Source organism: Halomicrobium sp. HM KBTZ05 (assembly GCF_041530035.1).
In the GTDB taxonomy this organism is placed as follows: Archaea; Halobacteriota; Halobacteria; order Halobacteriales; family Haloarculaceae; genus Halomicrobium.
This window is the reverse complement of the sequence record NZ_CP168057.1, coordinates 2,651,727-2,673,933: the sequence shown is the minus strand read 5'-3', so window position 1 is coordinate 2,673,933 and position 22,207 is coordinate 2,651,727. Positions and strand designations below refer to the sequence as shown.

Annotated in this window: 23 protein-coding genes and 1 pseudogene; 10 read left to right on the top strand and 14 right to left on the bottom strand. The window is 65.2% G+C overall.

The window, feature by feature from the left end:
• Nucleotides 1-208: 208 nt before the first annotated feature.
• The 3 genes from ACAH01_RS13865 to ACAH01_RS13855 form a co-directional block, all read right to left on the bottom strand.
• Nucleotides 209-982: an ABC transporter permease gene (locus tag ACAH01_RS13865; protein WP_372479593.1), complete on the bottom strand. Its 774-nt coding sequence runs from the start codon at nucleotides 980-982 to the stop codon at nucleotides 209-211.
• Nucleotides 979-1,986: an ABC transporter ATP-binding protein gene (locus ACAH01_RS13860; protein WP_372479592.1), complete on the bottom strand. Its 1,008-nt coding sequence runs from the start codon at nucleotides 1,984-1,986 to the stop codon at nucleotides 979-981. Before ACAH01_RS13860 ends, ACAH01_RS13865 begins: the two co-directional genes overlap by 4 nt.
• 387 nt (nucleotides 1,987-2,373) lie before the next feature.
• Complete coding sequence (locus ACAH01_RS13855; RefSeq protein WP_208628373.1) at nucleotides 2,374-3,519, bottom strand: signal peptidase I; 1,146 nt, start codon at nucleotides 3,517-3,519, stop codon at nucleotides 2,374-2,376.
• A 101-nt stretch (nucleotides 3,520-3,620) separates the two neighbouring features.
• On the opposite strand from ACAH01_RS13855, the pseudogene ACAH01_RS13850 reads away from it, so the two are divergent.
• Nucleotides 3,621-4,254, top strand: a pseudogene (locus tag ACAH01_RS13850) (IS6 family transposase).
• Nucleotides 4,255-4,264: 10 nt separating this feature from the next.
• On the opposite strand, the gene ACAH01_RS13845 reads toward ACAH01_RS13850, so the two are convergent.
• From ACAH01_RS13845 to ACAH01_RS13835, 3 genes are all read right to left on the bottom strand, one after another.
• Complete coding sequence (locus ACAH01_RS13845) at nucleotides 4,265-5,152, bottom strand: hypothetical protein (protein ID WP_372479591.1); 888 nt, start codon at nucleotides 5,150-5,152, stop codon at nucleotides 4,265-4,267.
• Nucleotides 5,153-5,207: 55 nt separating this feature from the next.
• On the bottom strand, nucleotides 5,208-6,860 hold the full coding sequence (locus ACAH01_RS13840) for a CARDB domain-containing protein (RefSeq protein ID WP_372479590.1): 1,653 nt from the start codon (nucleotides 6,858-6,860) through the stop codon (nucleotides 5,208-5,210).
• Between the two features lie 91 nt (nucleotides 6,861-6,951).
• Complete coding sequence (locus ACAH01_RS13835) at nucleotides 6,952-7,521, bottom strand: hypothetical protein (protein ID WP_372479589.1); 570 nt, start codon at nucleotides 7,519-7,521, stop codon at nucleotides 6,952-6,954.
• Between the two features lie 258 nt (nucleotides 7,522-7,779).
• Here ACAH01_RS13835 and ACAH01_RS13830 point away from each other — a divergent pair, with 258 nt between their 5' ends.
• Nucleotides 7,780-8,946 carry a DUF5305 domain-containing protein gene (locus ACAH01_RS13830; protein WP_372479588.1) on the top strand — a complete coding sequence of 389 codons (1,167 nt, stop codon included), beginning with the start codon at nucleotides 7,780-7,782 and terminating at the stop codon, nucleotides 8,944-8,946.
• A 21-nt stretch (nucleotides 8,947-8,967) separates the two neighbouring features.
• Here ACAH01_RS13830 and ACAH01_RS13825 read toward each other — a convergent pair whose 3' ends face one another.
• Together ACAH01_RS13825 and ACAH01_RS13820 are read right to left on the bottom strand one after the other, a co-directional pair.
• Nucleotides 8,968-9,825: an RICIN domain-containing protein gene (locus tag ACAH01_RS13825; protein ID WP_372479587.1), complete on the bottom strand. Its 858-nt coding sequence runs from the start codon at nucleotides 9,823-9,825 to the stop codon at nucleotides 8,968-8,970.
• A 147-nt stretch (nucleotides 9,826-9,972) separates the two neighbouring features.
• Nucleotides 9,973-10,410 (bottom strand): universal stress protein, encoded by a 438-nt coding sequence (locus tag ACAH01_RS13820; protein WP_372479586.1) that lies wholly within the window; start codon nucleotides 10,408-10,410, stop codon nucleotides 9,973-9,975.
• Between the two features lie 142 nt (nucleotides 10,411-10,552).
• On the opposite strand from ACAH01_RS13820, the gene thrS reads away from it, so the two are divergent.
• Nucleotides 10,553-12,475 (top strand): threonine--tRNA ligase, encoded by a 1,923-nt coding sequence (gene thrS, locus ACAH01_RS13815; RefSeq protein ID WP_372479585.1) that lies wholly within the window; start codon nucleotides 10,553-10,555, stop codon nucleotides 12,473-12,475.
• On the opposite strand, the gene ACAH01_RS13810 is transcribed toward thrS, so the two are convergent.
• On the bottom strand, nucleotides 12,476-13,507 hold the full coding sequence (locus tag ACAH01_RS13810; protein ID WP_372479584.1) for a hypothetical protein: 1,032 nt from the start codon (nucleotides 13,505-13,507) through the stop codon (nucleotides 12,476-12,478).
• A gap of 168 nt (nucleotides 13,508-13,675) precedes the next feature.
• Nucleotides 13,676-14,539 (bottom strand): PspA/IM30 family protein, encoded by an 864-nt coding sequence (locus ACAH01_RS13805; RefSeq protein WP_170093525.1) that lies wholly within the window; start codon nucleotides 14,537-14,539, stop codon nucleotides 13,676-13,678.
• A gap of 59 nt (nucleotides 14,540-14,598) precedes the next feature.
• Here ACAH01_RS13805 and ACAH01_RS13800 point away from each other — a divergent pair, with 59 nt between their 5' ends.
• From ACAH01_RS13800 to ACAH01_RS13785, 4 genes are all read left to right on the top strand, one after another.
• Entirely contained in the window at nucleotides 14,599-15,183 is a 585-nt protein-coding gene (locus ACAH01_RS13800; protein ID WP_372479583.1) for an alpha/beta hydrolase, read from the top strand.
• A gap of 189 nt (nucleotides 15,184-15,372) precedes the next feature.
• Nucleotides 15,373-17,022 carry a glutamine hydrolyzing CTP synthase gene (locus ACAH01_RS13795; RefSeq protein WP_170093527.1) on the top strand — a complete coding sequence of 550 codons (1,650 nt, stop codon included), beginning with the start codon at nucleotides 15,373-15,375 and terminating at the stop codon, nucleotides 17,020-17,022.
• A complete protein-coding gene (gene guaA, locus ACAH01_RS13790) occupies nucleotides 17,022-17,939 on the top strand; it encodes a glutamine-hydrolyzing GMP synthase (protein WP_372479582.1) in 918 nt (305 codons plus the stop codon). The genes ACAH01_RS13795 and guaA overlap by 1 nt, the downstream gene beginning before the upstream one ends.
• Nucleotides 17,936-18,247, top strand: coding sequence for a CTP synthetase (locus ACAH01_RS13785; protein WP_372479581.1), 312 nt, complete (start codon nucleotides 17,936-17,938; stop codon nucleotides 18,245-18,247). Before guaA ends, ACAH01_RS13785 begins: the two co-directional genes overlap by 4 nt.
• On the opposite strand, the gene ACAH01_RS13780 is transcribed toward ACAH01_RS13785, so the two are convergent.
• The 4 genes from ACAH01_RS13780 to ACAH01_RS13765 all read right to left on the bottom strand — a co-directional run bounded on the left by ACAH01_RS13780 (nucleotide 18,244) and on the right by ACAH01_RS13765 (nucleotide 20,520).
• Nucleotides 18,244-18,513: a hypothetical protein gene (locus tag ACAH01_RS13780; protein WP_170093530.1), complete on the bottom strand. Its 270-nt coding sequence runs from the start codon at nucleotides 18,511-18,513 to the stop codon at nucleotides 18,244-18,246. The genes ACAH01_RS13785 and ACAH01_RS13780 overlap by 4 nt on opposite strands.
• A gap of 175 nt (nucleotides 18,514-18,688) precedes the next feature.
• Nucleotides 18,689-19,123, bottom strand: a complete 435-nt coding sequence (locus tag ACAH01_RS13775) for a hypothetical protein (protein ID WP_170093531.1) — start codon at nucleotides 19,121-19,123, stop codon at nucleotides 18,689-18,691.
• Nucleotides 19,124-19,156: 33 nt separating this feature from the next.
• A complete protein-coding gene (locus tag ACAH01_RS13770; RefSeq protein WP_372479580.1) occupies nucleotides 19,157-19,852 on the bottom strand; it encodes an MBL fold metallo-hydrolase in 696 nt (231 codons plus the stop codon).
• 38 nt (nucleotides 19,853-19,890) lie between these two features.
• Nucleotides 19,891-20,520 (bottom strand): molybdenum cofactor biosynthesis protein B, encoded by a 630-nt coding sequence (locus tag ACAH01_RS13765; RefSeq protein WP_372479579.1) that lies wholly within the window; start codon nucleotides 20,518-20,520, stop codon nucleotides 19,891-19,893.
• Between the two features lie 136 nt (nucleotides 20,521-20,656).
• Here ACAH01_RS13765 and ACAH01_RS13760 point away from each other — a divergent pair, with 136 nt between their 5' ends.
• The 3 genes from ACAH01_RS13760 to ACAH01_RS13750 are packed head-to-tail and all read left to right on the top strand — an operon-like array spanning nucleotide 20,657 to nucleotide 22,188.
• Nucleotides 20,657-20,812, top strand: coding sequence for a hypothetical protein (locus ACAH01_RS13760; RefSeq protein WP_170092366.1), 156 nt, complete (start codon nucleotides 20,657-20,659; stop codon nucleotides 20,810-20,812).
• Between the two features lie 31 nt (nucleotides 20,813-20,843).
• A complete protein-coding gene (locus tag ACAH01_RS13755; RefSeq protein WP_372479578.1) occupies nucleotides 20,844-21,902 on the top strand; it encodes a zinc-binding dehydrogenase in 1,059 nt (352 codons plus the stop codon).
• Nucleotides 21,895-22,188, top strand: coding sequence for a hypothetical protein (locus ACAH01_RS13750; RefSeq protein WP_153552527.1), 294 nt, complete (start codon nucleotides 21,895-21,897; stop codon nucleotides 22,186-22,188). The genes ACAH01_RS13755 and ACAH01_RS13750 overlap by 8 nt, the downstream gene beginning before the upstream one ends.
• Nucleotides 22,189-22,207 lie beyond the last annotated feature (19 nt).

Sequence of the window (22,207 nt, the reverse complement as noted above, 5' to 3'; positions counted from 1 at the left end):
CAACGTCGCCCCAGCGAGACATATAGCTACGGGCTGGCGCTCACGCGGTGGTCAGATGAGAGAGCAAAACTGGACGGAGCGCCCTCGCAGTGCTCGACCGCTCGGTGACTCGCTGTCGTCCGAAGACGCCGGTGCCTCCCACCTCTCGCTGCTCTCTGTGGAGGGGGATTTCACTCGTCATCACGCTGGACTACTGCCACCGCCCCGTCTAGTAGTGCCCGAGAACGCCTCGCTTGCGTGCCTTTGCCGTCCCCACTCGGAATACTAGCAGTCCAATTGCCAGGTAAACACCCGACTGGCCGACCAGCAGTCCGAGGTCGAACGCCGGCAGTTCCCACACGTGGAGGCCAGCCGTCGTCGTCCGTTGCAATAAGTCACTGCCCAGCGATAGCGGGAGGAGTTTCAACAGTGCGTACTCCTGGACCGGCAGGGCGATCAGCCCCGCAAACGAGAGCTGAATCAGCGGAAACACCTTCTCGATCTGCTTGTAGACGAGCGCCGCTCCTCCGAAGACGAACCCGAGGCCGACCACCGGGATCAGCGTCAATACGCCCAGTACGACGGCTGAGAGCGGTGCAATGGAAAACCACGTCTCCGTCGTCACCATCATCACCAGCAGGAGGACGACGCCGGTGACGAACGTTCCAAGGAGGTTGACCACGGTCTTCATCGTGACAACCGCTGTGAAGCCGAACGGAGACATCGACAACTGCTCCAGAGTTCCCCACTGCGCCTCATCAGTTAGGTCGTGCGTGAGATCGGCATATGCCGACACCGCCATCGTAAAGAGGAGATACCCGACGACGAGCGATTCCACCGACCGGGAAATCACATCTTCTGCCACAAACTGCCCGCCGAAGAAAATGAGCGCGAAAAATACGTAGAGGGTCACGAACCCCACCACCGTGTTCACGAGATAGCGACGCGAGAGCGTCAGTGATTTGCTCGCGATCGCTCGAAACAGGACGAGATGGCGATTCACGACTCTCCCTCCCCTCGTGACGGCGATGCAGGTGTCGTCAGATCGACGAAGATGTCTTCCAGATCGGGCTCGATTTCGGTGAACGATCTGACCGTCGCGTCTGCCGTCCGCAGTACTTCGACACACTCGTAGAACTCCTCGCTGCCCGCGAGCGCGATTTCGAACGCCACGGAGTCGGTGTCGGTCTCCCAGTCGTGCAGCTGGAAGCGGGTTTCGAGTTGCTCTCGGAGCTGTGCTTGCGGTCTCCCAGCGAGTTTGACGTGGTATGATTGGGCCCGAAAGACATCGAGCAAGCTATCGACTGAATCGTCAGCGACGATGTCGCCGTCACTGAGAACGATCACGCGGTCGCAAACGGCTTCGATGATGTCCATGTCGTGACTCGTGATTACGATTGTCCTGTCTTCCTCCCTAGCGAGGCGTCGTAATTCGGTCTGGAGGTCGCGGGTCGTTTCCACATCGAGGCCGAGCATCGGTTCGTCGAGGAAGAGGACGGGTGTTTCGCGGGCGAGCGTACAGCCGAGGGCGACTTTCTGCTTCATGCCACGAGAGAGATTTTTGGCCGGCTCGTCCGCCTTTCTGGTGAGTCCGAGCGTGTCGATAATTGCCTCGTGTCTGTCGACACGTGTCTGTGGAGCGATGCCGTGGAGGCCGGCGAAAAACGCGAGGTTTTCACGAACGCTCAGCCGCCAATAGACGTTGCGTGCGCCTTCGAGGACGGCACTCACGTAGTTGTACGCGCGTGAACGGGCTTCGTGTACGGGGACTCCGTGAATGGAGATCGTACCACTCGTGGGTGTGACGAGTCCGAGGATCGTTTTGACGGTCGTCGTTTTGCCAGCGCCGTTCGGGCCGAGCAGCCCGACAATGTGCCCAGCTCCGATATCGAACGAAACGTCATCTACGGCCGTGACACGACCACTCTCACCCGTATAGGTCTTTGTGAGCGACGAGACCGAAACTGCGGGGCCACCTTCTGGAGGGTCCGTTGGGCGGGAACACATCGTTCAGTGTCGGCTCGCTACTCGGAGAACTAATTTAAAAGTACGTACTAACTGGAAGGGAAGGAAGACAATCGGTAACAGTACGGGCGTACGTCTACAGGCGGTGCAGGCCGAGTGCCACGGGACTCGATCCCGAGACAGTTCACAGACGGGACGGAGGCGAGTACCCGACGCGGCTACGGGCGGCTCACGCAACGGTCTGGCACTTCTATCTCGGGCGTCGAGATGAACAGAGAGGTCGTGCCGTCGGCTGGAGTCGCGAACCGCACCACAGACGGCCGTCGGTCGGAATCGCTCTCCCACCGGTCATACGGAACATTGTCGTTGCGTACCGGTGAGTATCTCCCCCGTCTAGCGCTCACCGGGACATCGCTACAACCGTCCGTATCAGTCCAAACGACGGCGGACTCTGGTTCCCAGTGACGCGTTCCCGCCCTCACGGACCCTGACGGTCCGGAACCCGACGACGCGACTCACCACGAGCGTCGTGACGCCCACCAGCACGGCGTTGACCGCGGCGAGTGCGAGCAGCGGGTGTCGCTCGTGGAGCGCGGCGACGACCGGGGCGGGCAGCACGTGGAGATAGCGATACTCCGTCACCGACAGGACGGTCTGCTCGCCCGGCTCGGGTGCGGTCGCCGACACCGACAGCGTCGCGGCCTGTCCGGGCCCTACGGTCAGTTGCTCGTCGAGGACGCTGGTGCCGGCACTCTCGCCCTCGAACACGAGCACGATCGGGACCAGTCCGTAGTTGTCGACACCGATCTCCCAGGTCGCGTCGTCGCCGGGGACGATGTCCGGGCTCTGGGCGACGGTGTCGCCGTCGACGACCAGCTCCTGCGTGCCGTTGCCCACGAGCATGGCGGCGTTGGCCGGGACCAGCACTGCGAGCACCAGCAGTATCGTCGCGGTCCGCGCGTTCAGCAGTCCGGGCCGGTCGCGCGACCGCTCGGTGCTGCGCTTGCGGTCGTCGTCCACCACGAGCGTGAGGGCGAACAGCACGAACCCCACCGCAAAGAGGACGACGCCCGAACCCTGCCGGTCCAGCGAGTCGCCGAATCCGACGAGCTGTGCGAAACTGGACTGTAGCGCGAGGACGCCCTCCTGGACCGCACCGACCCCCACGCCGAGCGCCGGGATGACGACGACCGTGCCGTCGATCTGGAGTGCGTGGGCGACGATCTGGTCGTCGGTCACCGGCGGTTCGGGACCGTCCTGGTCGGTAAAGGGGTTGGCGTCGCCCTTCGTGATGTACCCCTCGTCGGTCTCGCCGACGACGCGGTGGGTGGTCAGTCCACCGCCCTGGAGCTCTCGGGCCTCGTAGACGACGACGTCGCCTTCGTCGACGCTGCCGGCGAGCACCGACGGCACCGCGACGAAGCCGTCGCCGGTGTCGATCGTCGGCTCCATGCTCCCAGTCTCGACGTACGAAAACAGGATCGGCTGGCCGAGGATCGCCCCGAGCACCAGTGCCGCGACGGCGACGATCGCGGCCACTTCGAGCACGGTCCCGACGGTCGCGCGAACTGACACGGGGCGACGTAGACGCCCGAGCGACAAAAGCGTTCTCGGCCGTCAGATGGTGGTGTTCAGATAAGGATGAAAAGTGAGGCGGTCCGTTTTCAAAGTGATTCATGCCCGAAAACGGCCGCCTCATCGGGAATTTAGACGAGATCGACTTAGAGTTTGTTGAACGAGAAGCGACACCACGATTTCTGATGAAATTCAGTATTCAGTTGCATCTTGCTGGATTATCGCTTTCGAATACTGTTTCGGTTCTTGAGATATTTGGTGTCGAACGTTCTCGATCCACTGTTCATAATTGGGTTCACAAGGCCGAGCTACAGCCAGAATCTGGTCAATCTCCGGATCACGTTGCGGTCGACGAGACCGTGATCCGAATCGACCATGAACAATATTGGCTGTACGCCGCCGTCGATCCAGAGTCAAACGAATTACTACACACAAAGCTTGAACCGACGCGTACAAACGCTATTGCTTACGTTCTTTGCCGAACTGCACGAGAAACACAACGTCGACGATGCCGTGTTTCTCGTTGATGGTGCGACTCCGTTGAAAGACGCGTGTTCACGTCACGGTCTCGATTTCAAATACCAAAAGCATGGAAATCGGAATAGCGTCGAACGTGTCTTTCGAGAAGCGAAAAGACGAACCTCTTCGTTCTCAAACTGTTTTAGCCACGTCGATCCAGACACAGCTGACGACTGGCTCAGATCATTCAGCTTCGCATGGAATCAGCTAATCTGAACACTACCCGTCAGATCGGTGTTTCCTCGCCCGGCAACTGGGCCCCGACCTCGACGGTCGTGTACGTCGCGATGAACCCCAGCGCGTACCCCAGCAGGTGAACGTAGACGTTGACCACGGTCGCCCCCGTCGCCGCCGTCGGCGGGAAGGCGACGAAGAAAAACGAGACGAAGACGACGCCGGAAAAGCCCAGTAGCTCGGCGCTGCCCGGCCGGTAGGAGATCCCCCGGAGCTTCCGGACGACATCAGTCACACGATCCGGTGCCGAGAGCCAGTACAGCAGCGCCGCCAGAATCGCGGTCAAGATTAGTCCGGCAGTGCCCAGCCACACCGTCGCCCGATCTTGCTGGACCGACTGGACGCTCAGCCCCGCGACGAGTGCGATACCCAGGAAGAAGAGAGTCGGCGCGACCGTCTCACTGGGTCCCACGTCGGCGTGGGCTTCGAGGTAGTCTGCCAGTGCCAGCGGGAGGTAGCCGACGAAGGCCATCGTCACTCCCGAGAAGCCGGTGCCGGCGGCCGGGCGAACGACCGCCAGATTGAGGTACGACAGCAAGACCGGGAACACCAGGACGAACGTGAAGAAGGCCGCGAAAAAGCGACTCCGACGCCCGCTCGCGACGCTGAGCAGGTACGCCACCGGGACGACGAGGAAGTATCCCACGACGTTGACCGCGAGGTGGGACGCACTGAGGTGGACGAACGGCGCGGTCGCCGCCGTCAGCAACGTCGGGTCCGTATACTCGAAGACCAGCGACTGCCGCGTCGACAGCGGCAGGAGAAAGACCAGTCCCAGCAGTATCGGGACTGAAAACAGAACCGCGATGTCGGTCGGGTGGAAGCCACTCCAGCGTGGCGTGATCCGATCAGACCTCTCGACGGGGCTCCGATTGCTCATAACGCGCTCGACCGGAGATGCGCCCGTCTCACGCTTGAGCGTTCTCACCGAAATATCAGCGCTGAAAACTGGACTCGGTCCCAGAGTCGACCGTCTCGACGCGGAGGGTCGCGATCGCCTCGACGGCGTCGGCTTCGAGCACCAGCCGGACGGCGAGGGAACCACCGGCCGGAATCGCGTTGGGCGACGTATCGTCGTCGGGGAACTCGGTCACGTCGTCGCCGTCGGTGCTCTGGACGGTCACACCGTCCGTGACCGGCGCACCCTCCTCGTCGACGGCGACGACTCGCACGCTCGCGGCGCTGGCTGCGGTGTTTCTGATCGTAAACGCGGGATCGAGCGTCACGGTCTCGCCGTCGGGCACGTCGTAGCCGAGGATCGTGCGCTCGTCGTCGGTCTCGCTGACCGTGGCGGACCCGTCGCCGACGAGTTCCAGCGTCGGCGGGCTCTCGTCGGCGAGGACGACCACGAAGTCGGCGTCGTCGGACCGCCACAGGACGAACAGTACCAGACCGGCGGCGAGCAGGACCAGCCCGCCGAGCAGCGCCGGGGCGAAGCCACCGATCTCCAGTGGCGACTGACTCTGCTCGCCGACCGTGACGGTCACCGACTCGTTCTGGCCCTGAATCTCGTAGGACCCCGGCGCGTCGAAGGTGACTGTGCCGCTGACGGTCGTCCGTTCGCCCGGCTCGAGCGTGACCGTCTCGGACGCGATCGCGCCGCCACCGCCGCGAATCTCGATCGTCCTCGTCGCGGTGTCGGTCCCGCGGTTCTCGACGGTCGCCGTCACTGTGACCGTCTCGCCGACGGTCGGCGACTCGGGGGTGGTCGTCAGATCGACCACCTCGATCCCCGCCGTCGACGCGTCTGTCGGCTGGCCGCCGCCACCGACCTCGGTCTGGGTCGGCGTGGGCGTCGCGGTTCCGGGAGTGGCGGTGCCGTCGTCCGTCGACGCCGTCGGCGTCGCGGTGTCGCCCGTCGTGCCGCCGCCGGTCGAGCCACCCGTCGAGCCGCCGCCCGTGCCGCCGCCTGTGCCGCTGCCCGCGGTGTCGGTCGTCTTCGCGGTGTCGGTCGCGTTGTCGCCAGGGGTCTCGGTGGGTGTCGGAGTATCGGTCGGCGTCTCGGTCGCGGCTGGCGGTCCGCCGGTGTCGCCGCCGCCGGTGTCGCCACCACCCGTTCCGCCGCCGGTGTCGCCACCACCCGTTCCGCCGCCGGTGTCGCCGCCGCCCGTTCCGCCGCCGGTACCGCCCTCGCTGGTCTCGTCTGGGATCTCTCCCCGGAGCGTGATCGACTCCATGACGATGCCGGGGGTCCCACTCTCGACGGCGAACCCGATGCGTACGGACTCGCCGTCGGTGAGCGTCACCGGATCGGTCTCGTCTTCGACGGACGCGCCGGTGTCCATCCGGTAAAAGTCGACGGCGGAACGGTCGTCTTCGATCCAGACGCTGGCCTCCGCCAGATCGGTGCCGAGGACGAACACGTCGTCGACGACGGTCCGCGAGTCCGGATTCAGGTTCGATATCTCGACGCGAAGCTGCCCGTCCGGTCCGATCTCGGCGTACTGCTCTCCGTTGGCCGTGTCGGCGGGATCGAGGTAGACGCCACGGACGGCCTCGTCACCGGTCGTGAACGCACCAGTGGTCGTGGCGATGGCGAAAGCACCGACTACCAGGAGTGCGAGGAACAGCGACCGATGAGTGTCCATCTCGTTACCTTACCATTCGTCGAGTTCGTTTTGCCGTCGGCTGGGCAGTCGCTACGGCCTTATCGTCTGGCTGTCTGACGAGAGACCGAGCTTAGTTCTCGTTCGCGACGATCACGAGCGATCCGTTTCCGTCGGTGTCGGGGGAGTCCGGCACTTCTTTGCCAGCCTTGACGGTCGCTTTGAGGTCGAGCGAGTCTCCGCTGGAGCCCCCGGATCCGCCCGTCAGTGGGTTCTGTGCGCTATCGAGTTCGAAAGTCACGATCGCGTCGAGATCGCCGACGGTACCGATGCCGATCGTCGCGCTGTCACTGGGAGTACTGCCCGAGGGTCCGTTCAGCTGGATGTCCACGTCGGTCGTGGAGTTGTTCGTGATCGTGACGACGGAGTCGATGATCGTCGTCGCGTCGTCGTTCAGTCCCTCTGCACTACCACCAGTATTCGTACCGAGTGCTTCACCGATGTTGATGGTCAGCGTGTCGGTGTTGTCGTTCGTGACGTAGGTGCCGTCCCCTTCGAGACCGATCAGACCGTTCGCGTCACCGACGGTGGTGACTTCGACCGTTCGGTCCGCCTGGACCTGTGTCAGGGCACCGCTGCCCAGGACTGCGCCGCTTCCAACTGCTGCTGTGCCAATGCCGATGAGTAGGTTCCGTCGATTCATGATTCACTCGACCACCCACCAAGGTGGTTACCATAACATGTTTGCCCACTCATAAATAACTTGTGCGTCTATCGCGTCCCGAAACGGAAATATCGGACGATTCATACGGTCTATTGCGTGTTTGTCGTTGCCACACCCTCAGTACGACGGCGTCGGATCACTGTTGGCGATGTGATATGGCGGTCGACCGGACGGCCCCGAATACGATCGCCGTTCCGACCGTCACGTCTTTGGTAGTGGCCCAGACAGTAGCGTGCAATGGGAACGGGCGACGATTCGGCGTGGGTACTGCGTTCGCGCCACCTGCTCGCACAGCACCTCGCGGTCGCGGTGGTCGTCTGCCTGGTGCTGGCCGGGGCCGGTGGGTTCGTCGCTTACGCCGAGTACAGTGCGCCCGATACGACGACCGAGCAACGCGTCACCGCCTCGTGGACGACCGACAGCTCGTTCGCCCACCAGGCCACCGTCGAGCGCTCGACGCGGGCCTTCGAGGCGGGCACGGTCCTCCGGAACCGATCGGCGTACCTGTTCCGCGTGACGCCGGCACTGGCCGGCGAGCACCGCTTCCGGCACGAGGGCGCTCCCGAGGCGGCGACCGTCGCGACGGACGTGCGACTGATCAAACGCTCGATCGGCGGAACCGGCGACGACCGGACCGAGTTCTGGCGCGTCACCGACTCGCTGGCCTCGAAGGAGACGACGGTCGCACCCGGCGAGAGCGCACGTACGAGCTTTCGAGTGAACGTCTCCCAGCAGCGCAACGAGACCAGAGAGATCGAGCGCGAACTCGGCGGGACGCCAGGGCGCATCGAGCTGTTCGTCCTCGTCACGACGCGGGTGACGACCACCGTCGACGGGGAGCAACTGGAACGGAGCCGGACCGAGCGACTGACGATCCGGCCCGGTACCGCCACGTACGCGGTCGCGGCGAACACGACCGGACGACAGGAGGAACCGGTTCGGACCGAGACTGTCTCCGTCCCCGTCGAGAAGAACACTGCCCGGATCTACGGCGGCGCGGCCTTCGCGGTCCTCTCGCTGCTCGCCGCGGCGGGACTGGTCTTCGCCGACCGTCGCGGTCGGCTGGCCGTCCCACCCGAAACGGTGGCCGCCTTGCAGACCGAACGGACGCGCGACCGCTTCGACGAGTGGATCTCGGTCGGGCGCGTCCCCGAACCGGACGACGACGAGCGCGTCGTCACCGTCGACTCGCTGGCGGATCTGGTCGACGTGGCGATCGACAGCGATCGTCGCGTGATCGAGGACGGCGACGACGGCCGGTTCGTGGTGCTCGTCGATCGGGTGCGGTACTGCTACGAGCCCCGAGCCCCGACGATCGACTCGACGGATTCGGTGGGCGACGGCTCGAACGGGGCGACCGACGCCGTCGGCGAAGACGACCCGACAGGAGACGACGACAACTGAGCCGCCACGCCGTCTCCGGTGTCACACCTGCGCTATCTTCCAGAACTGATTTTTGACGCTCGGATTCGATCCCTTCCAGGGCCACTGGATCGCCGCCGCGCCCGATTCAGTATCACCGCCATCGATGTCGATGACGTATCCGCTCCCCTGGTTTTCGATCCGATACCGATCTGGTGCGTTCGGTATCGGCACGACGTTCCAGCGCTGGTATTCCGTTCCGTCTGGCGATTCGAGTATCAGTGGAGACCCGCTGCTGTCGCGGTTCTCCGGCGCGATAACGCCGTCACGCCAATAGTGCTCTATCGTGTACGCACAGCCGTCGTCGGTCGGGGTAAGTATCCACGAAATCGAGTACCCGACTTGCTCGACTCTGCCATCTCCCCACCAGCCAGAGTCGTACCCCAAATACAGACCAGAGTGGACCGGTGAGAGCCGGTACTGTCCTTCACTGAGCGGTGGCGTCGTCACCCGTCGCGTCAGATCGATTTCCGTGCCTGGTCCCGTCGCGCTAATTCGCACCTCGTCGGCGGTGCCACTGGCCGGAGCGAACTGCACGTCGACGGTGTTGCCGGGCCCCGGCGGCAGCGGGAACTGGACGCGCTTGCGCCGCCGTTCCGTTCGCGGATGCAACACGTCGATAGCGTCGGTCTCGATTTCGACGACGAACTGGTCCTGGCCGTTGTTCGTCAGCGAGAACCCGCCACCACATCCCGACGTACCCTCGATACCCAGTAACGCGTCGGCGTCGGAAACGACGTCGACGGACGCCTGTCGATTCGCCGTGGACTTCGTCAGCCCGAGCGTCTGTCCCGCGAGGAGAGCGCCACCGCTCCCCATGAGGGCCAGCGCACCGCGACGCGTGAGCGTTCGCCTGTCCACCACCAGTCACCACCGAAATATACGGTTGGTAACAGGAACTTACCGAGGGGGAAACATTAAGCTTGTTCTCCATTCACCGGTCGATATCGACCCGTACTGTTGGCTGTCACTTCGTGACGGTCCGGCACCTGGGGGTGGCGAAACCGGTCACTCGATGTTGACGACCAGTACCGGCACGTCGACGCCCTTCAAGACGCGTTCGGTGACGCTGCCCAGCGTGGCGACCCGATCACGACCCGTCTGGCCGTGGGTCCCCATCGTGACCACGTCGATGTCGTTGTCCGTCGCGTACTTCTGAATCGTCTTGTGGGGAATCCCCTCCTCCATCGCGGTCTCGACCGTCACCCCGGCGTCCTCGGCGGTGACTGTCACGTCGTCGATCGCGACCTCGCCCTGTTCGCGCAGCGCCTCGATAACGTCGTCCTGGGTCTCCTTGTCGGCCGCGAGGAAGCGCCGACGGTCGACCACGTACAGGACGTGCAGCGTCGCGTCGTGGTTCCGGGCCAGCGTGAGCGCGTGGCCAACGGTGTCTTCGGTGCCCTTGCTTCCGTCTGTCGGCAGCAAAATGTCGTCGTACGTCTCCATCGTTCGCCCCTTCGTCGGCCTCCCCAATATGTGTGGTCCCGTCGTGGCGTCCCCCGTGACGATTCACTGCCCACGCAGCCGACGAACAGGCCGGCCGCTCCGTCTCAATACACTTATCCCACCGTGTCGTTTTGTGCCGTCCATGAGCACGGTCACGGTCACGCTACCGGATGGCTCCCCCCTCGAACTCGAGGCCGGGGCCACCGTCGAGGACGCCGCCTACGAGATCGGCCCGGGTCTCGGCTCGGACACGGTCGCCGGCGTCGTCGACGGTGAGCTCGTCGACAAACACACCCCGCTGCCCGACGACGCAGCGCTCGAAATCGTCACAGACGGGGCCGACGAGTACGTCGACGTGCTTCGCCACTCGGCGGCACACGTCTTCGCACAGGCGCTCCAGCGACTGTACCCGGAGGCGGAGCTGACACTGGGACCGTGGACCGACGACGGCTTCTACTACGACGTGACCGGCGTCGACCTCGACGAGGACGACCTCGAAGACATCGAGGACGAGGCCCACGAGATCATCGCGGAGGACCTCGACATCGAACGCGTCATGCTCGACCGCGAAGAGGCGCTCGATCGCTACGAGGACAACGAGTACAAGCAGGAGATTCTGGAGACCGAAGCAGCGGGCGAGGACCCCGTCTCCTTCTACGAACAGGGCGAGTTCTACGATCTCTGTCAGGGCCCCCACGTCGAGTCGACCGGCGAGATCGGCGGCTTCGCGCTGCTGGAGATGTCGGCCTCGTACTGGCGCGGCGACGAGGACAACGACACCCTCACGCGGGTGTACGGCACCGCGTTCCCGACCGAAGAGGAACTCGACGAGTACATGGAGCGCCGCCAGAAGGCCAAGGAACGCGACCACCGCAAGATCGGCCAGGAGATGGACCTGTTCTCCATCGACGAGACGACGGGTCCGGGACTCCCGCTGTACGAGCCCAACGGGAAGACGGTCCTCAACGAGCTTTCCGACTACGTCGCCGAACTGAACCGTGAGGCCGGCTACGACGAGGTCGAGACGCCCCACGTCTTCCGCACCGAGCTGTGGAAGAAGTCGGGCCACTACGACAACTACGTCGACGACATGTTCCTGCTGGACGTCAACGACGAGGAGTACGGCCTCAAGCCGATGAACTGTCCGGGCCACGCGACGATCTTCGACCAGCAGTCCTGGTCCTATCGCGACCTGCCGATCCGCTACTTCGAGGACGGGAAGGTCTATCGCAAGGAGCAGCGCGGCGAACTGTCGGGACTCTCGCGGACGTGGTCGTTCACGATCGACGACGGCCACCTGTTCGTCCGACCCGACCAGATCGAGGCGGAGGTCCTGTCGATCATGGACATCATCCTCGACATCCTGGACACGTTCTCGCTCGACTACACCGTCCAGTTCGCGACCCGCCCCGAGAAGTCCACCGGCAGCGACGAGATCTGGGAGAAGGCAGAGTCCCAGCTCGAAGCGGTGTTAGAGCAAGAGGGCATCGACTACGTCGTCGAGGAGGGCGACGGCGCGTTCTACGGCCCGAAGATCGACTTCGCCTTCGAGGACGCGCTGGGTCGCCACTGGGACGGCCCGACCGTCCAGCTGGACTTCAACATGCCCGACCGGTTCGACCTGACGTACACGGGCGAGGACAACGAGGACCACCGCCCGGTGATGATCCACCGCGCGCTCTATGGCAGCTACGAGCGGTTCTTCATGGTGCTCATCGAGCACTACAACGGGAAGTTCCCGCCGTGGCTCGCGCCCGAGCAGGTCCGCATCCTCCCCGTGTCGGACGACAACATCGACTACTGCGAGGAGATCGCGGCGGCACTCGACGACTTCCGCGTCGAGATCGAGGACCGCTCGTGGACGGTCGGCAAGAAGATCCAGGTCGCCCACGACGACAAGGTGCCCTACATGATGGTCATCGGCGACGACGAGGAAGCGGCTGGCACGATCTCCGTCCGGGACCGCAAGGAACGCGAGGAGAAAGACCTCGAACTGGCCGACTTCAAGCAGCACCTCGAACGCGAGGTCGAGCAGAAGCGCACTGCCGTCACGTACCTCGTGTAGTCACGCGTCTCCGTTTTCGTCGCCCCCGGAGTGGACGGTGTCTCTGAGGACGAGCGGACCGATCGACAGCGTCCGCTTCGCGACGGTGACGATCCGCAGGATGTAGGCCAGCAGGAGGACGAACGGGACCAGCGCGACCGTCGTCGCGGCGCTGACCAGCCAGACGACGCTGTCGACGCCGAGGACGCCTCCCTGCACGACGGCCGTCTGTCCGCCGTAGAGGATCATGCCGGCCGAGACGATCAGCGCCGGGACGGCGGCGTACGCGATCGCCCGCGAGAGCTCGATCAGTTCCCACTGAAAGTACAGCGTCTTGACGTGCTCGCGGGCCGGCCCGAAGAGCGTCAGCGTCTCGACGAGGTCGTCGAGCGTCTCGGCCGCGTCGTCGCCGGTCCCGTCGGCCGCCCTCAGCCGGCGTGCCTCGTAGATCTTGCTCGCGTAGTTGAAGTTCAGTGCGGCGAACACGACCTCGAAGGTACCGAACTGGGTGTCTTCGAGGTCGTCACCGACGGCGTCGGCGTCCGCGACGAGGTCGTCGGCGAACGAACGCAGTCGCTCGTCGCCGCTTCCCTCGGCTGCCGTCTGTAGTGTCGCGGCCTGGCGACCGACTGCCGCGACGAGCGATCGGAGAAAGCTCGCCGGATCCGGCGGACTCACGTCGCTGTCGATGACCGACTCGACCGACCGCCGGAACGACATGGCACCGTCCATCCGTTCCCGTTGGTCCCCCAGCGCTCCGAGTTCCTGTGACAGCACCAGCTGAGAGAGCGTCACGACGAGCGTGACGCCGGTGATGATCGCCGTCAGCAACCCCTGGAACAGCGTCTCGACCGGGTCCGAGCTACCGATGGCCGCCCGCAGGTCGGTCCCGACGACCTGACTCAGTCCCACGAGCGCGAGGAAGACCGACAGGAGCGCGAGTGCCGCCACCACGCGCCGATCCGCGCCGAGCAACAGCCAGAGCTTCCACCGGCTCTCGTCGGCCCGTTCTCGCATCGTCCCGGCACCGACATCACTGTCGGCAGTTGGCATAGCTGCCCGTTCGAAGGCCACGCCCTTATAGCACCGATCGGGGCGACAGACGAGACGGCGATCCGGTGGTTGGCGCTCGCAAACTGCTTATACGACCGGCTGTACATCTGTGACCGATTTCGCCACCCCGGGGCGGCGAAGCTCGTCACGAAGTGACAGCCGGCAGTATTAGGACTGTTCGTCCTCTTTGAGGTCTTCGAGCTCGCTCTCGACTTCGCTGTCGGAGACCTCGGGCGTCTCCACGTCGGCCTCGCCGTTGCCCGCCAGCTCGGCTTCGAGGTCGTCGGTCGTGACCTCGGCGTCTGCGCTCTCGTCGGTCGTCTCGTCGGCGTCGCCTTTGCCCATCTCGGCTTTCAGCGTGTCGAGTTCGGCGTCGACCTCGCCTTTCGACTGGACCTCTTCGAGTTCGCGGTCGAGCTGGTCTTTGTCGCTGAGCGCGTCCTCGAAGACGCCCTCGTCTTGGAGTTCGTCCATCGCCTGGGAGCGGGCCTCCATCTTCTCGGTGCGTTCCTCCGCGCGCTCGATCGCACGTCCCACGTCTTTCATCTCGTCGCCGGCTCCCGTCATCGCCTCGTTGACTCGCTTGGAGGCCTCGGCGGCCTCGTAGCGTGCCTTCATCGTCTCTTTCTTGGTCTTGAACTGCTCGATGCGCTGCTGGAGCTGGTCTTTCTGTTCGACGAGCCCCTCCTGCTGGCTCTGGAGTTGCTGGATCTGGCTGTCGAGCTCCTCGATCTGGCTCATCTTCTGCTTTTTCTTTTCGAGGGCCTTCCGGGCCAGATCCTCGCGATCCTGCTCGATCGCTTGCCGGGCCTGTTCGTTGTGGTTCTCGACGTTCTCTTCGAGTCTGCGTTTCTGGATCTCCAGGCGCTTTTTCTGGGTGGTCAGGTCGGCGATCCCTTCCTTCACGTCCTGGAGTTCGTCCCGCAGTTGCTCGTAGGAGTAGTCGAGCGTCTCGTTCGGGTCCTCGGCGCTGTTGAGGACGGCGTTCAGTTTCGACCGGATGACGTACGATGCGCGCGAGAGGATTCCCATACCCCGTCTTCGGGGGCCGCGCCTTAAAATTCTTACATCCATCTGCCCTGAGGTACAATGTGGAACGTATTCCGATTCCAGGTGGGCGTGACGTGCGGGCCGTCCTCGACGACCCGGGAGCGGACCGCGTCGTCGTCGCGTGTCCGCCCCACCCACAGATGGGCGGCTCTCGTAGCGACCGGCGCTTGCAGGCGGTCGGCGACGCGGTCGGCGAGCGAGGCGTGGCGTGTCTGCGCTTCGACTACGGGCCGTGGGACGAGGGCCGCGGCGAGCGCCGTGATTGTCTCGCGACGCTGGAGTGGGGCCGCGAGCGGTTCGACTCGGTCGCGCTCTTTGGCTACAGCTTCGGCGCTGGCGTCGCGTTGCTCGCGGCGGCCGAGGCCGACCCACAGCCCGCCGCCGTCTCGGTGCTCGCACCGCCGGCACGACTGGACGACGGCACGGAGACCCCGCCGGCCGTCGGCGACATCGACTGCCCGCTCCAGGTGTGCTACGGCGAGCGCGACGACACCGCCGACTGGCGGCCGGTGGTCGACGCTGCCCGCGAGCGCGGGGCCGCTGTCGAAGGGCTGCCGGCGGACCACCACTTCGTGGGGCAGGGCGAGCGTGTGGGCTCGCTGGTCGCCCAGTTCGTGACGCGGTGATCGCGACGCGGTGGTCGGCGGTTCCCGCGGACGACGCTGGCCCGTTCCGTGGGGCCGCTCGGCCCGACGGCCGCACGTCTGGGGGTGTGGTTCGGGTTCGCTAACCACGCCGCTCGCCGCTTCGCGCCCGACCACAGGCCGGTCTCGCCATCCCGAAATGGTTTTGACGCCACGGAGTCCACCGTCGGTATGCCGACGGAACCTGAGACTGACTACGACCCGGAACTGGGTCGGAAGTTCATTTTCGTAACGGGAGGCGTGATGTCCGGGCTGGGCAAGGGGATCACCGCCGCCAGTACCGGCCGACTGCTGAAAAACGCGGGCTTCGACGTGACCGCGGTCAAGATCGACCCGTACCTCAACGTCGACGCCGGGACGATGAACCCCTTCCAGCACGGCGAGGTGTACGTGCTCAAAGACGGTGGGGAGGTCGACCTCGACCTGGGGAACTACGAGCGGTTCCTCGACATCGACATGACCTTCGACCACAACATCACGACCGGCAAGACCTACCAGCACGTCATCGAGAAAGAGCGGGCCGGCGACTATCTCGGCAAGACGGTCCAGATCATCCCCCACATCACCGACGACATCAAGCGCCGGATTCGAGAGGCTGCGAAGGGCAACGACGTGTGTATCATCGAGGTCGGGGGCACCGTCGGGGACATCGAGGGGATGCCCTACCTCGAAGCCCTGCGCCAGTTCGCCCACGAGGAAGACGACGACGACATTCTCTTTACCCACGTCACGCTCGTCCCCTACTCGATGAACGGCGAGCAAAAGACCAAGCCGACCCAGCACTCGGTGAAGGAACTGCGCTCGATCGGGCTCCAGCCCGACATCCTCGTCGGCCGCTCGGAGGACAAACTCGACATCGACACCCGCGAGAAGATCGCGCTCTTCTGTGACGTGCCGACCGAGGCGGTGTTCTCTAACCCCGACGTCTCTGACATCTACCACGTCCCGCTGATGGTCGAAGAGGCGGGGCTCGACCAGTACGTGATGGAGCAACTCGACATCGCGGACGAGGCGCTCCCACCCGAGCAACGGGAGAACCGCTGGCGCGAACTCGTCACCCAGCAGACGACCGGCGAGGTCGACGTGGCACTGGTCGGTAAGTACGACCTCGAAGACGCCTACATGTCCGTCCACGAGGCGCTGAAACACGCCGGCCTCGAAGCGAACGTCGACGTGAACGTCGAGTGGGTCGACTCCGAGGAGATGAGCGACCACCACGTCGACCGACTCCACGACGCCGACGCCGTCGTGGTCCCCGGTGGCTTCGGCTCTCGCGGGACCGCGGGCAAGGTCGAGGCGATCCGCTACGCTCGCGAGAACGACGTGCCGTTCCTGGGTCTGTGTCTGGGCTTCCAGATGGCCGTCGTCGAGTTCGCCCGGAACGTCCTCGGACTGGCGGGCGCACACTCCGCAGAGCTGGACGAGGAGACGCCACATCCGGTCATCGACATCCTCCCCGAACAGTACGAGGTCGAGGACATGGGCGGGACGATGCGACTGGGGGCCCACGAGACCGACATCGAACCGGGGACGCTGGCCCACGAGCTGTACGGGGCCGACAGCTGTACCGAACGCCACCGCCATCGCTACGAGGTCAACCCCGAGTACATCGAGCGCATCGAGTCCGAAGGGATGACCTTCTCGGGGCGCGCCAACAACCGTATGGAGATCCTCGAACTGCCCGATCACCCGTACTTCATCGGGACACAGTTCCACCCCGAGTTCCGCTCGCGACCGACGCGTGCCAGCCCGCCGTTCGTCGGGCTCCTCGAAGCAGTGCTCGACGACACCGCGGCCGCCGATCCGGAGGTGAGCCACTGATGGTCGACGTCGACTCGTTCGTCGACGAGAAGGTCGACGAGATCGCCGACGCCGTCGGCGAGAAAAACGCCGTCATCGCGCTGTCCGGTGGCGTCGACTCCTCGACGGCCGCCGCGCTGGCCTACGAGGCCGTCGGCGACCAGCTCACGCCGGTCTACGTCGACACGGGACTGATGCGCAAAGGCGAGACCGACGAGATCCGCGAGACCTTCGACTACATGGACTCGCTGCGGATCGTCGACGCCACGGACCGCTTCCTCGACGCCCTCGAAGGCGAGACCGACCCCGAGGAGAAGCGCCACATCATCGGCGAGCAGTTCATCAGGGAGTTCGAGACCGTCGCCAAGGAGGTCGAGGCCGACTACCTCGTCCAGGGGACGATCTACCCGGACCGGATCGAGAGCGAGGGGACGATCAAGTCCCACCACAACGTCGGCGGACTCCCCGAGGTCGTCGACTTCGAGGGGATCGTTGAGCCGATGCGTGATCTCTACAAGGACGAGGTCCGCGAGGTCGCCCGCGCGCTCGACCTGGAGGAGATCGTCTCCGAGCGGATGCCCTTCCCCGGCCCCGGCCTCGCGGTGCGGATCATCGGCGAGGTCACCGAGGAGAAACTCGAAGTCGCTCGCGAGGCCAACCACGTCGTCGAGGACGAACTCGAAGAGTACGAGCCGTGGCAGGCACTCGCAGCGGTGATCGGCAAGGCCACGGGCGTCAAGGGCGACAACCGCGTCCACGGCTGGGTCGTCGCCGTCCGCTCGGTCGAATCGCGAGACGGCATGACCGCCCGCGCCCAGGAGATCGACTGGGAGACCCTCCAGCGCATCCAATCGCGGATCACCGGCTCCCACGAGAACGTCGCCCGCGTCGTCTACGACGTGACCCACAAACCGCCCGCGACCATCGAGTACGAATGAACGTCGTCGTCGCCGGCCCGGACGAGGGTGCGATCGCCGACGCGATCGCGGCCGAGGGCCACACGATCACGGAAGCGCCGGTCGGCAATCGACCGGGACTCGAAGAGGCGGGCGTACACGAGGCCGACGTGTACCTGCTGACGGATCTCGAACAGGCGACGTCGATCGCCGTCGCGAAGGACCTCAACCCCGAGGTCCGCGTCGTCGTCTACGCCGAGGGCTCGCTGCCCGACTTCGCCAGCCGACAGACGGATCTGGTCGTCGATCCGCAACTGCTCGGCCCCGAAGCCGTCGCCGAAGAACTCTAGTGGCCCCGCATCGCCTCCATGGCGATCGCGGCCGCCGCCGCTCGGTCCGGTGCGCTGTCGAGCACCAGTGAACGATCGTTGTACAGTTCTCGCACCTGCCACTCCTGCCCGTCACCTGGTGCGCGCACGAGCGTCGGGACGACCTCGACACGTCGCCCCGACTCGTCGTGTTCGTACACCACCGGCGTCGCCGACGAGTACTTGCGGTCCCGATGGGTCGCACGGACTCTGTGCCACCCGTCAGGGGGAGTCGTGTGAACGGCCATCGCGTCTCGTCGTCAACACTCTATGGTAAAAAGTGACACACCAATACTGTTGGGTAGTCGACAAAATCGTTCGCGGTTCGGAACGGAATTTTTCGGGCCGGTACGCCGGGCGGCCGTCGTCGAGCACTGAACGGTGCCGTGGTCGCTGAGACTGCCGAATTTCGACGAGTGAGTACTACTCTCCGATCGAGAATGTCCCGTAGATCGTGTCGTCGTCTGGCGTGTTGTGGAGGACTCGTAACTCTGTGATCTCGCTCTCTTCGACTGCTATCGACGCCTGATACGTAACGTGGCCCTCGCATTCGAGGCAGTGGGGACCACTGTCCACTCGGCTGAAATCTAATTCGATGACCGACCTCCCATCCTCCGATGGAACGTGAGCATCGTCCTGGACGACGTAGCAGCCGGCCGGCACCTCGGCGTGGCCCACCAGCTCTATCTCTGCCCGGTCGCCCGAGATTTCTGCTGGCGTCTCTGTGAGGTCGCAGTCGGTTCCCTCGATCTCCACTGTCGAACCTATCTCTGGGGCGTCAGAATCACCGAGTGTGGCGCAGCCAGCGAGCGACGGGAAGGCGACGGCGGACGATTTGATTAGGGCTCTCCTGTTCACAAATATACTCATTGTGTAGGGATAGAAAAAACATCAGCGCCGGTTCGCGACCTCGGCCAGCCGCTCGCGGCCGTCACGCTCGAACGGACGGCCGTGTCCGACGCCCAGTACCTCGAAGGCGGGCGCTCGTCCGTCCAGATCCGCGATGCTGCGCGCGACCTCGTCGGTGGCGTAACTGAGGAGCCACGGCGACGGCTGGAGCGAACCGCCCGACTCCCGTACCAGATCGCCGAGCAGGCCGACCGACGCCGCCTCGCTGACGTAGGCGACGTGGCCGGGCGTGTGGCCCGGCGTCGCGTAGACGGTGAACGTCCCGACGGTGTCGCCATCGGTGACCTGCTCGACGGGATTCTCGGGCGGCGAGACGAAGCCGGCCATCGCCCGCTGGAACAGTCCTTTGTGGTTGTGCCAGGGCGGCCGCCGTCGGCCCGCGACCAGTTCGGCGTCGGCCTCGCCGACGTAGATCGGCGCGTCGAGGCCGTCGAGTCCCGCCAGTCCGCCGACGTGGTCGACGTCGTAGTGCGTGACCAGGATTCGCTCGATGTCGGCCAGTTCGTAGCCGGCCTCGGCGATCCCCTCGACGAGTCGGCTGCCGTGCCAGGGCAGCCCCGCGTCGACCAGCGTCACGCCGGAGCCAGCGCCGTCGCCCGCGACCGCTTCGTCGATCAGGTAGGCGTTGACGCCCCGGAGGTCGAACCACCAGACGCCGTCCGCGAGCCGAGTGACCATACCGTCGCGTTGGCCGCGTGGCCGCAAATGGGTTTGGCCTACGGCTCCTCGTCGATCCGGTCGGAGAGCCGACCGATCTGCTCGACGACGATCTCCTCGGTGCCGAGACGGGCTCCCTCGACGGAGCCGGGGAGGCAAAACACCGGCGTCCCGTCGGCGATGCCCGCTGCCGCCCGAGTGGCGATCACGTCGGTCCCGACCGCCTCGTAGAACCGTCGTCGGAACAGTTCGCCGAACCCCGGGAGTGCCTTCTCGAACAGCGGATGGACGGCCTCGACGGTGATGTCGCGCGTGCTGGTGCCGGTCCCGCCGACGGTGACGACGCCGTCGACGTCCCCGCGGTTGACCAGTGCGTCGACCGCGCCCTGAACGCCGTCGTGGTTGCGACCGAGCAGCTCGCGGGTGACCAGCTCGTGGGGACCCAGCGCGTCGATGACCGCGTCGCCGACGGGATCGTCCTCGACGGTGCGGTCGTCGGCGACGGTGACGACGGCGACGCCGGCCACCGGTCCCCGATCGGATTCGTCGGCCTCCGCCGTCGTCTCGGGCTCGTCCGGCGCGGACGATTCCGACTCGTCGTCCGTCGGCTCGTCGGACTCCGAGTCCGTCTCAGATTCCCCTCGCTCGTCGTCCCGCGTCCGGCGGTTCCGTGACTGGAAGTCGACCATGGTCCGGCTTCGCAGTGCCGCGAATAAATAGCTCGTGGCCTTCGCTCGGTCAGTTCGGCGTGGTCGACGATTCGGCGACGTGTGATTTGCATTACCAAATCAAAATGATTAAGTGACATGTATGTGGCCTGAACGTATGGAGGAAGCGTTTCACGTCGTCTGCCACGAGTGCAGCGAGGAGGGGGTCTACGAGAGCCGATCCGACGCAGTTGCCACACGGGAAGCACACGCCGACGGGACGAGTCACCGGGTCAGTATGCTGGCGATCGGCCCGGCGGTCCCGAACCCCTAGGGTTTAGACGATGGTGGCCTGACCACCAGCTATGGATGCCGTCCAGTTCGCCGCCCACGGCGACCACGAGGTCGTCGAGTACGGGCCGTCTCCCGAGCCCACACTCGACCCCGACGACGTTCTCCTCGACGTGCGAGCCGGAGCACTGAACCACCTCGACGTGTGGACTCGCCGCGGACTTCCGGGGATCGACCTCGACTTTCCCCACGTCCCCGGGAGCGACGCCGCGGGCGTCGTCGTGGCCGTCGGAGACGCGGTCGAGCGGTTCGGCCCCGGCGATCGCGTCGCCGTCACCGCCGGACGCAGCTGTGGGACCTGCGAGTTCTGTCGCGACGGTGAGCCGACGCTGTGTGTGAACTACGAGATCCTCGGCGAACACTGTCCGGGCGTTCACGCCGAGCGGACCGCGGTCCCGGCCGACGCGCTCGTCCCCGTTCCGGAGGGCGTCGACTGGACGACCGCGGGGGCCGCGCCGCTGGTCTTCGGGACCGCCTGGCGCATGCTCCACACCCGCGGCGAGATCGACGCCGGAGAGACCGTCCTCGTTCTGGGAGCGAGCGGCGGCGTCGGCCACGCGGCGGTCCAGATCGCCGACCACGCCGGCTGTGAGGTGATCGCGACGGCCAGCAGCGACGAGAAGCGTGCGACCGCTCGTCGGCTGGGTGCGGATCTCGCGATCGACTACGAGGCCGAAGACTTCGCCGACGTCGTCCGCGCGGAGACCGGCCAGCGCGGCGTCGACGTGGTCGTCGATCACGTCGGCGCGGCCACCTGGAGACAGTCGCTGCGCAGTCTCGCGAACGGCGGCCGACTGTTGACCTGCGGGGCGACGACCGGCCCGACGCCGGAGACGAACGTCAACCGGATCTTCGGCAACCAGCTCTCCGTCCACGGCTCGACGATGGCCGGTCCCGGCGAGTTCGACGACGTGCTCGAACTGGTCTGGGACGGGACCTTCGAGGTGCTGATCCGGGCGGTCCTCCCGATGAGCGAGACCGCACGCGGCCACGAACTGCTGGAGGACCGCGAGGGGTTCGGCAAGGTCGTCGTCGTTCCGGACAGCGAGTACGAGGGAGGAGCCGATGAGTAGCGACGACGACGCGGGCTACGTCCATCGACCCAGCGGCGAACCGCCGTCGAGCGGCGACGGCGAACGCGAGTTCGACTGGCGAGGGTGGACGCTGGTCGCCACCGTGATCTTCGCCTTCATCGTCGCTCCCGGCGCGCTCCTCCTCCTCCCGGCCGCACAGTCGTTCGTCCAGTCGCTCGGGCTGACGTTGCGTGACGCCTACCTGGTTCTCCCGCTGCTCCCGGCGTTCCTGCTCGGTTCCGTCGCCGTCTGGTCGGCGATGCGCGCTCGTTCCGGCGGTGCGTGACACGGACGGTCGCCGACAG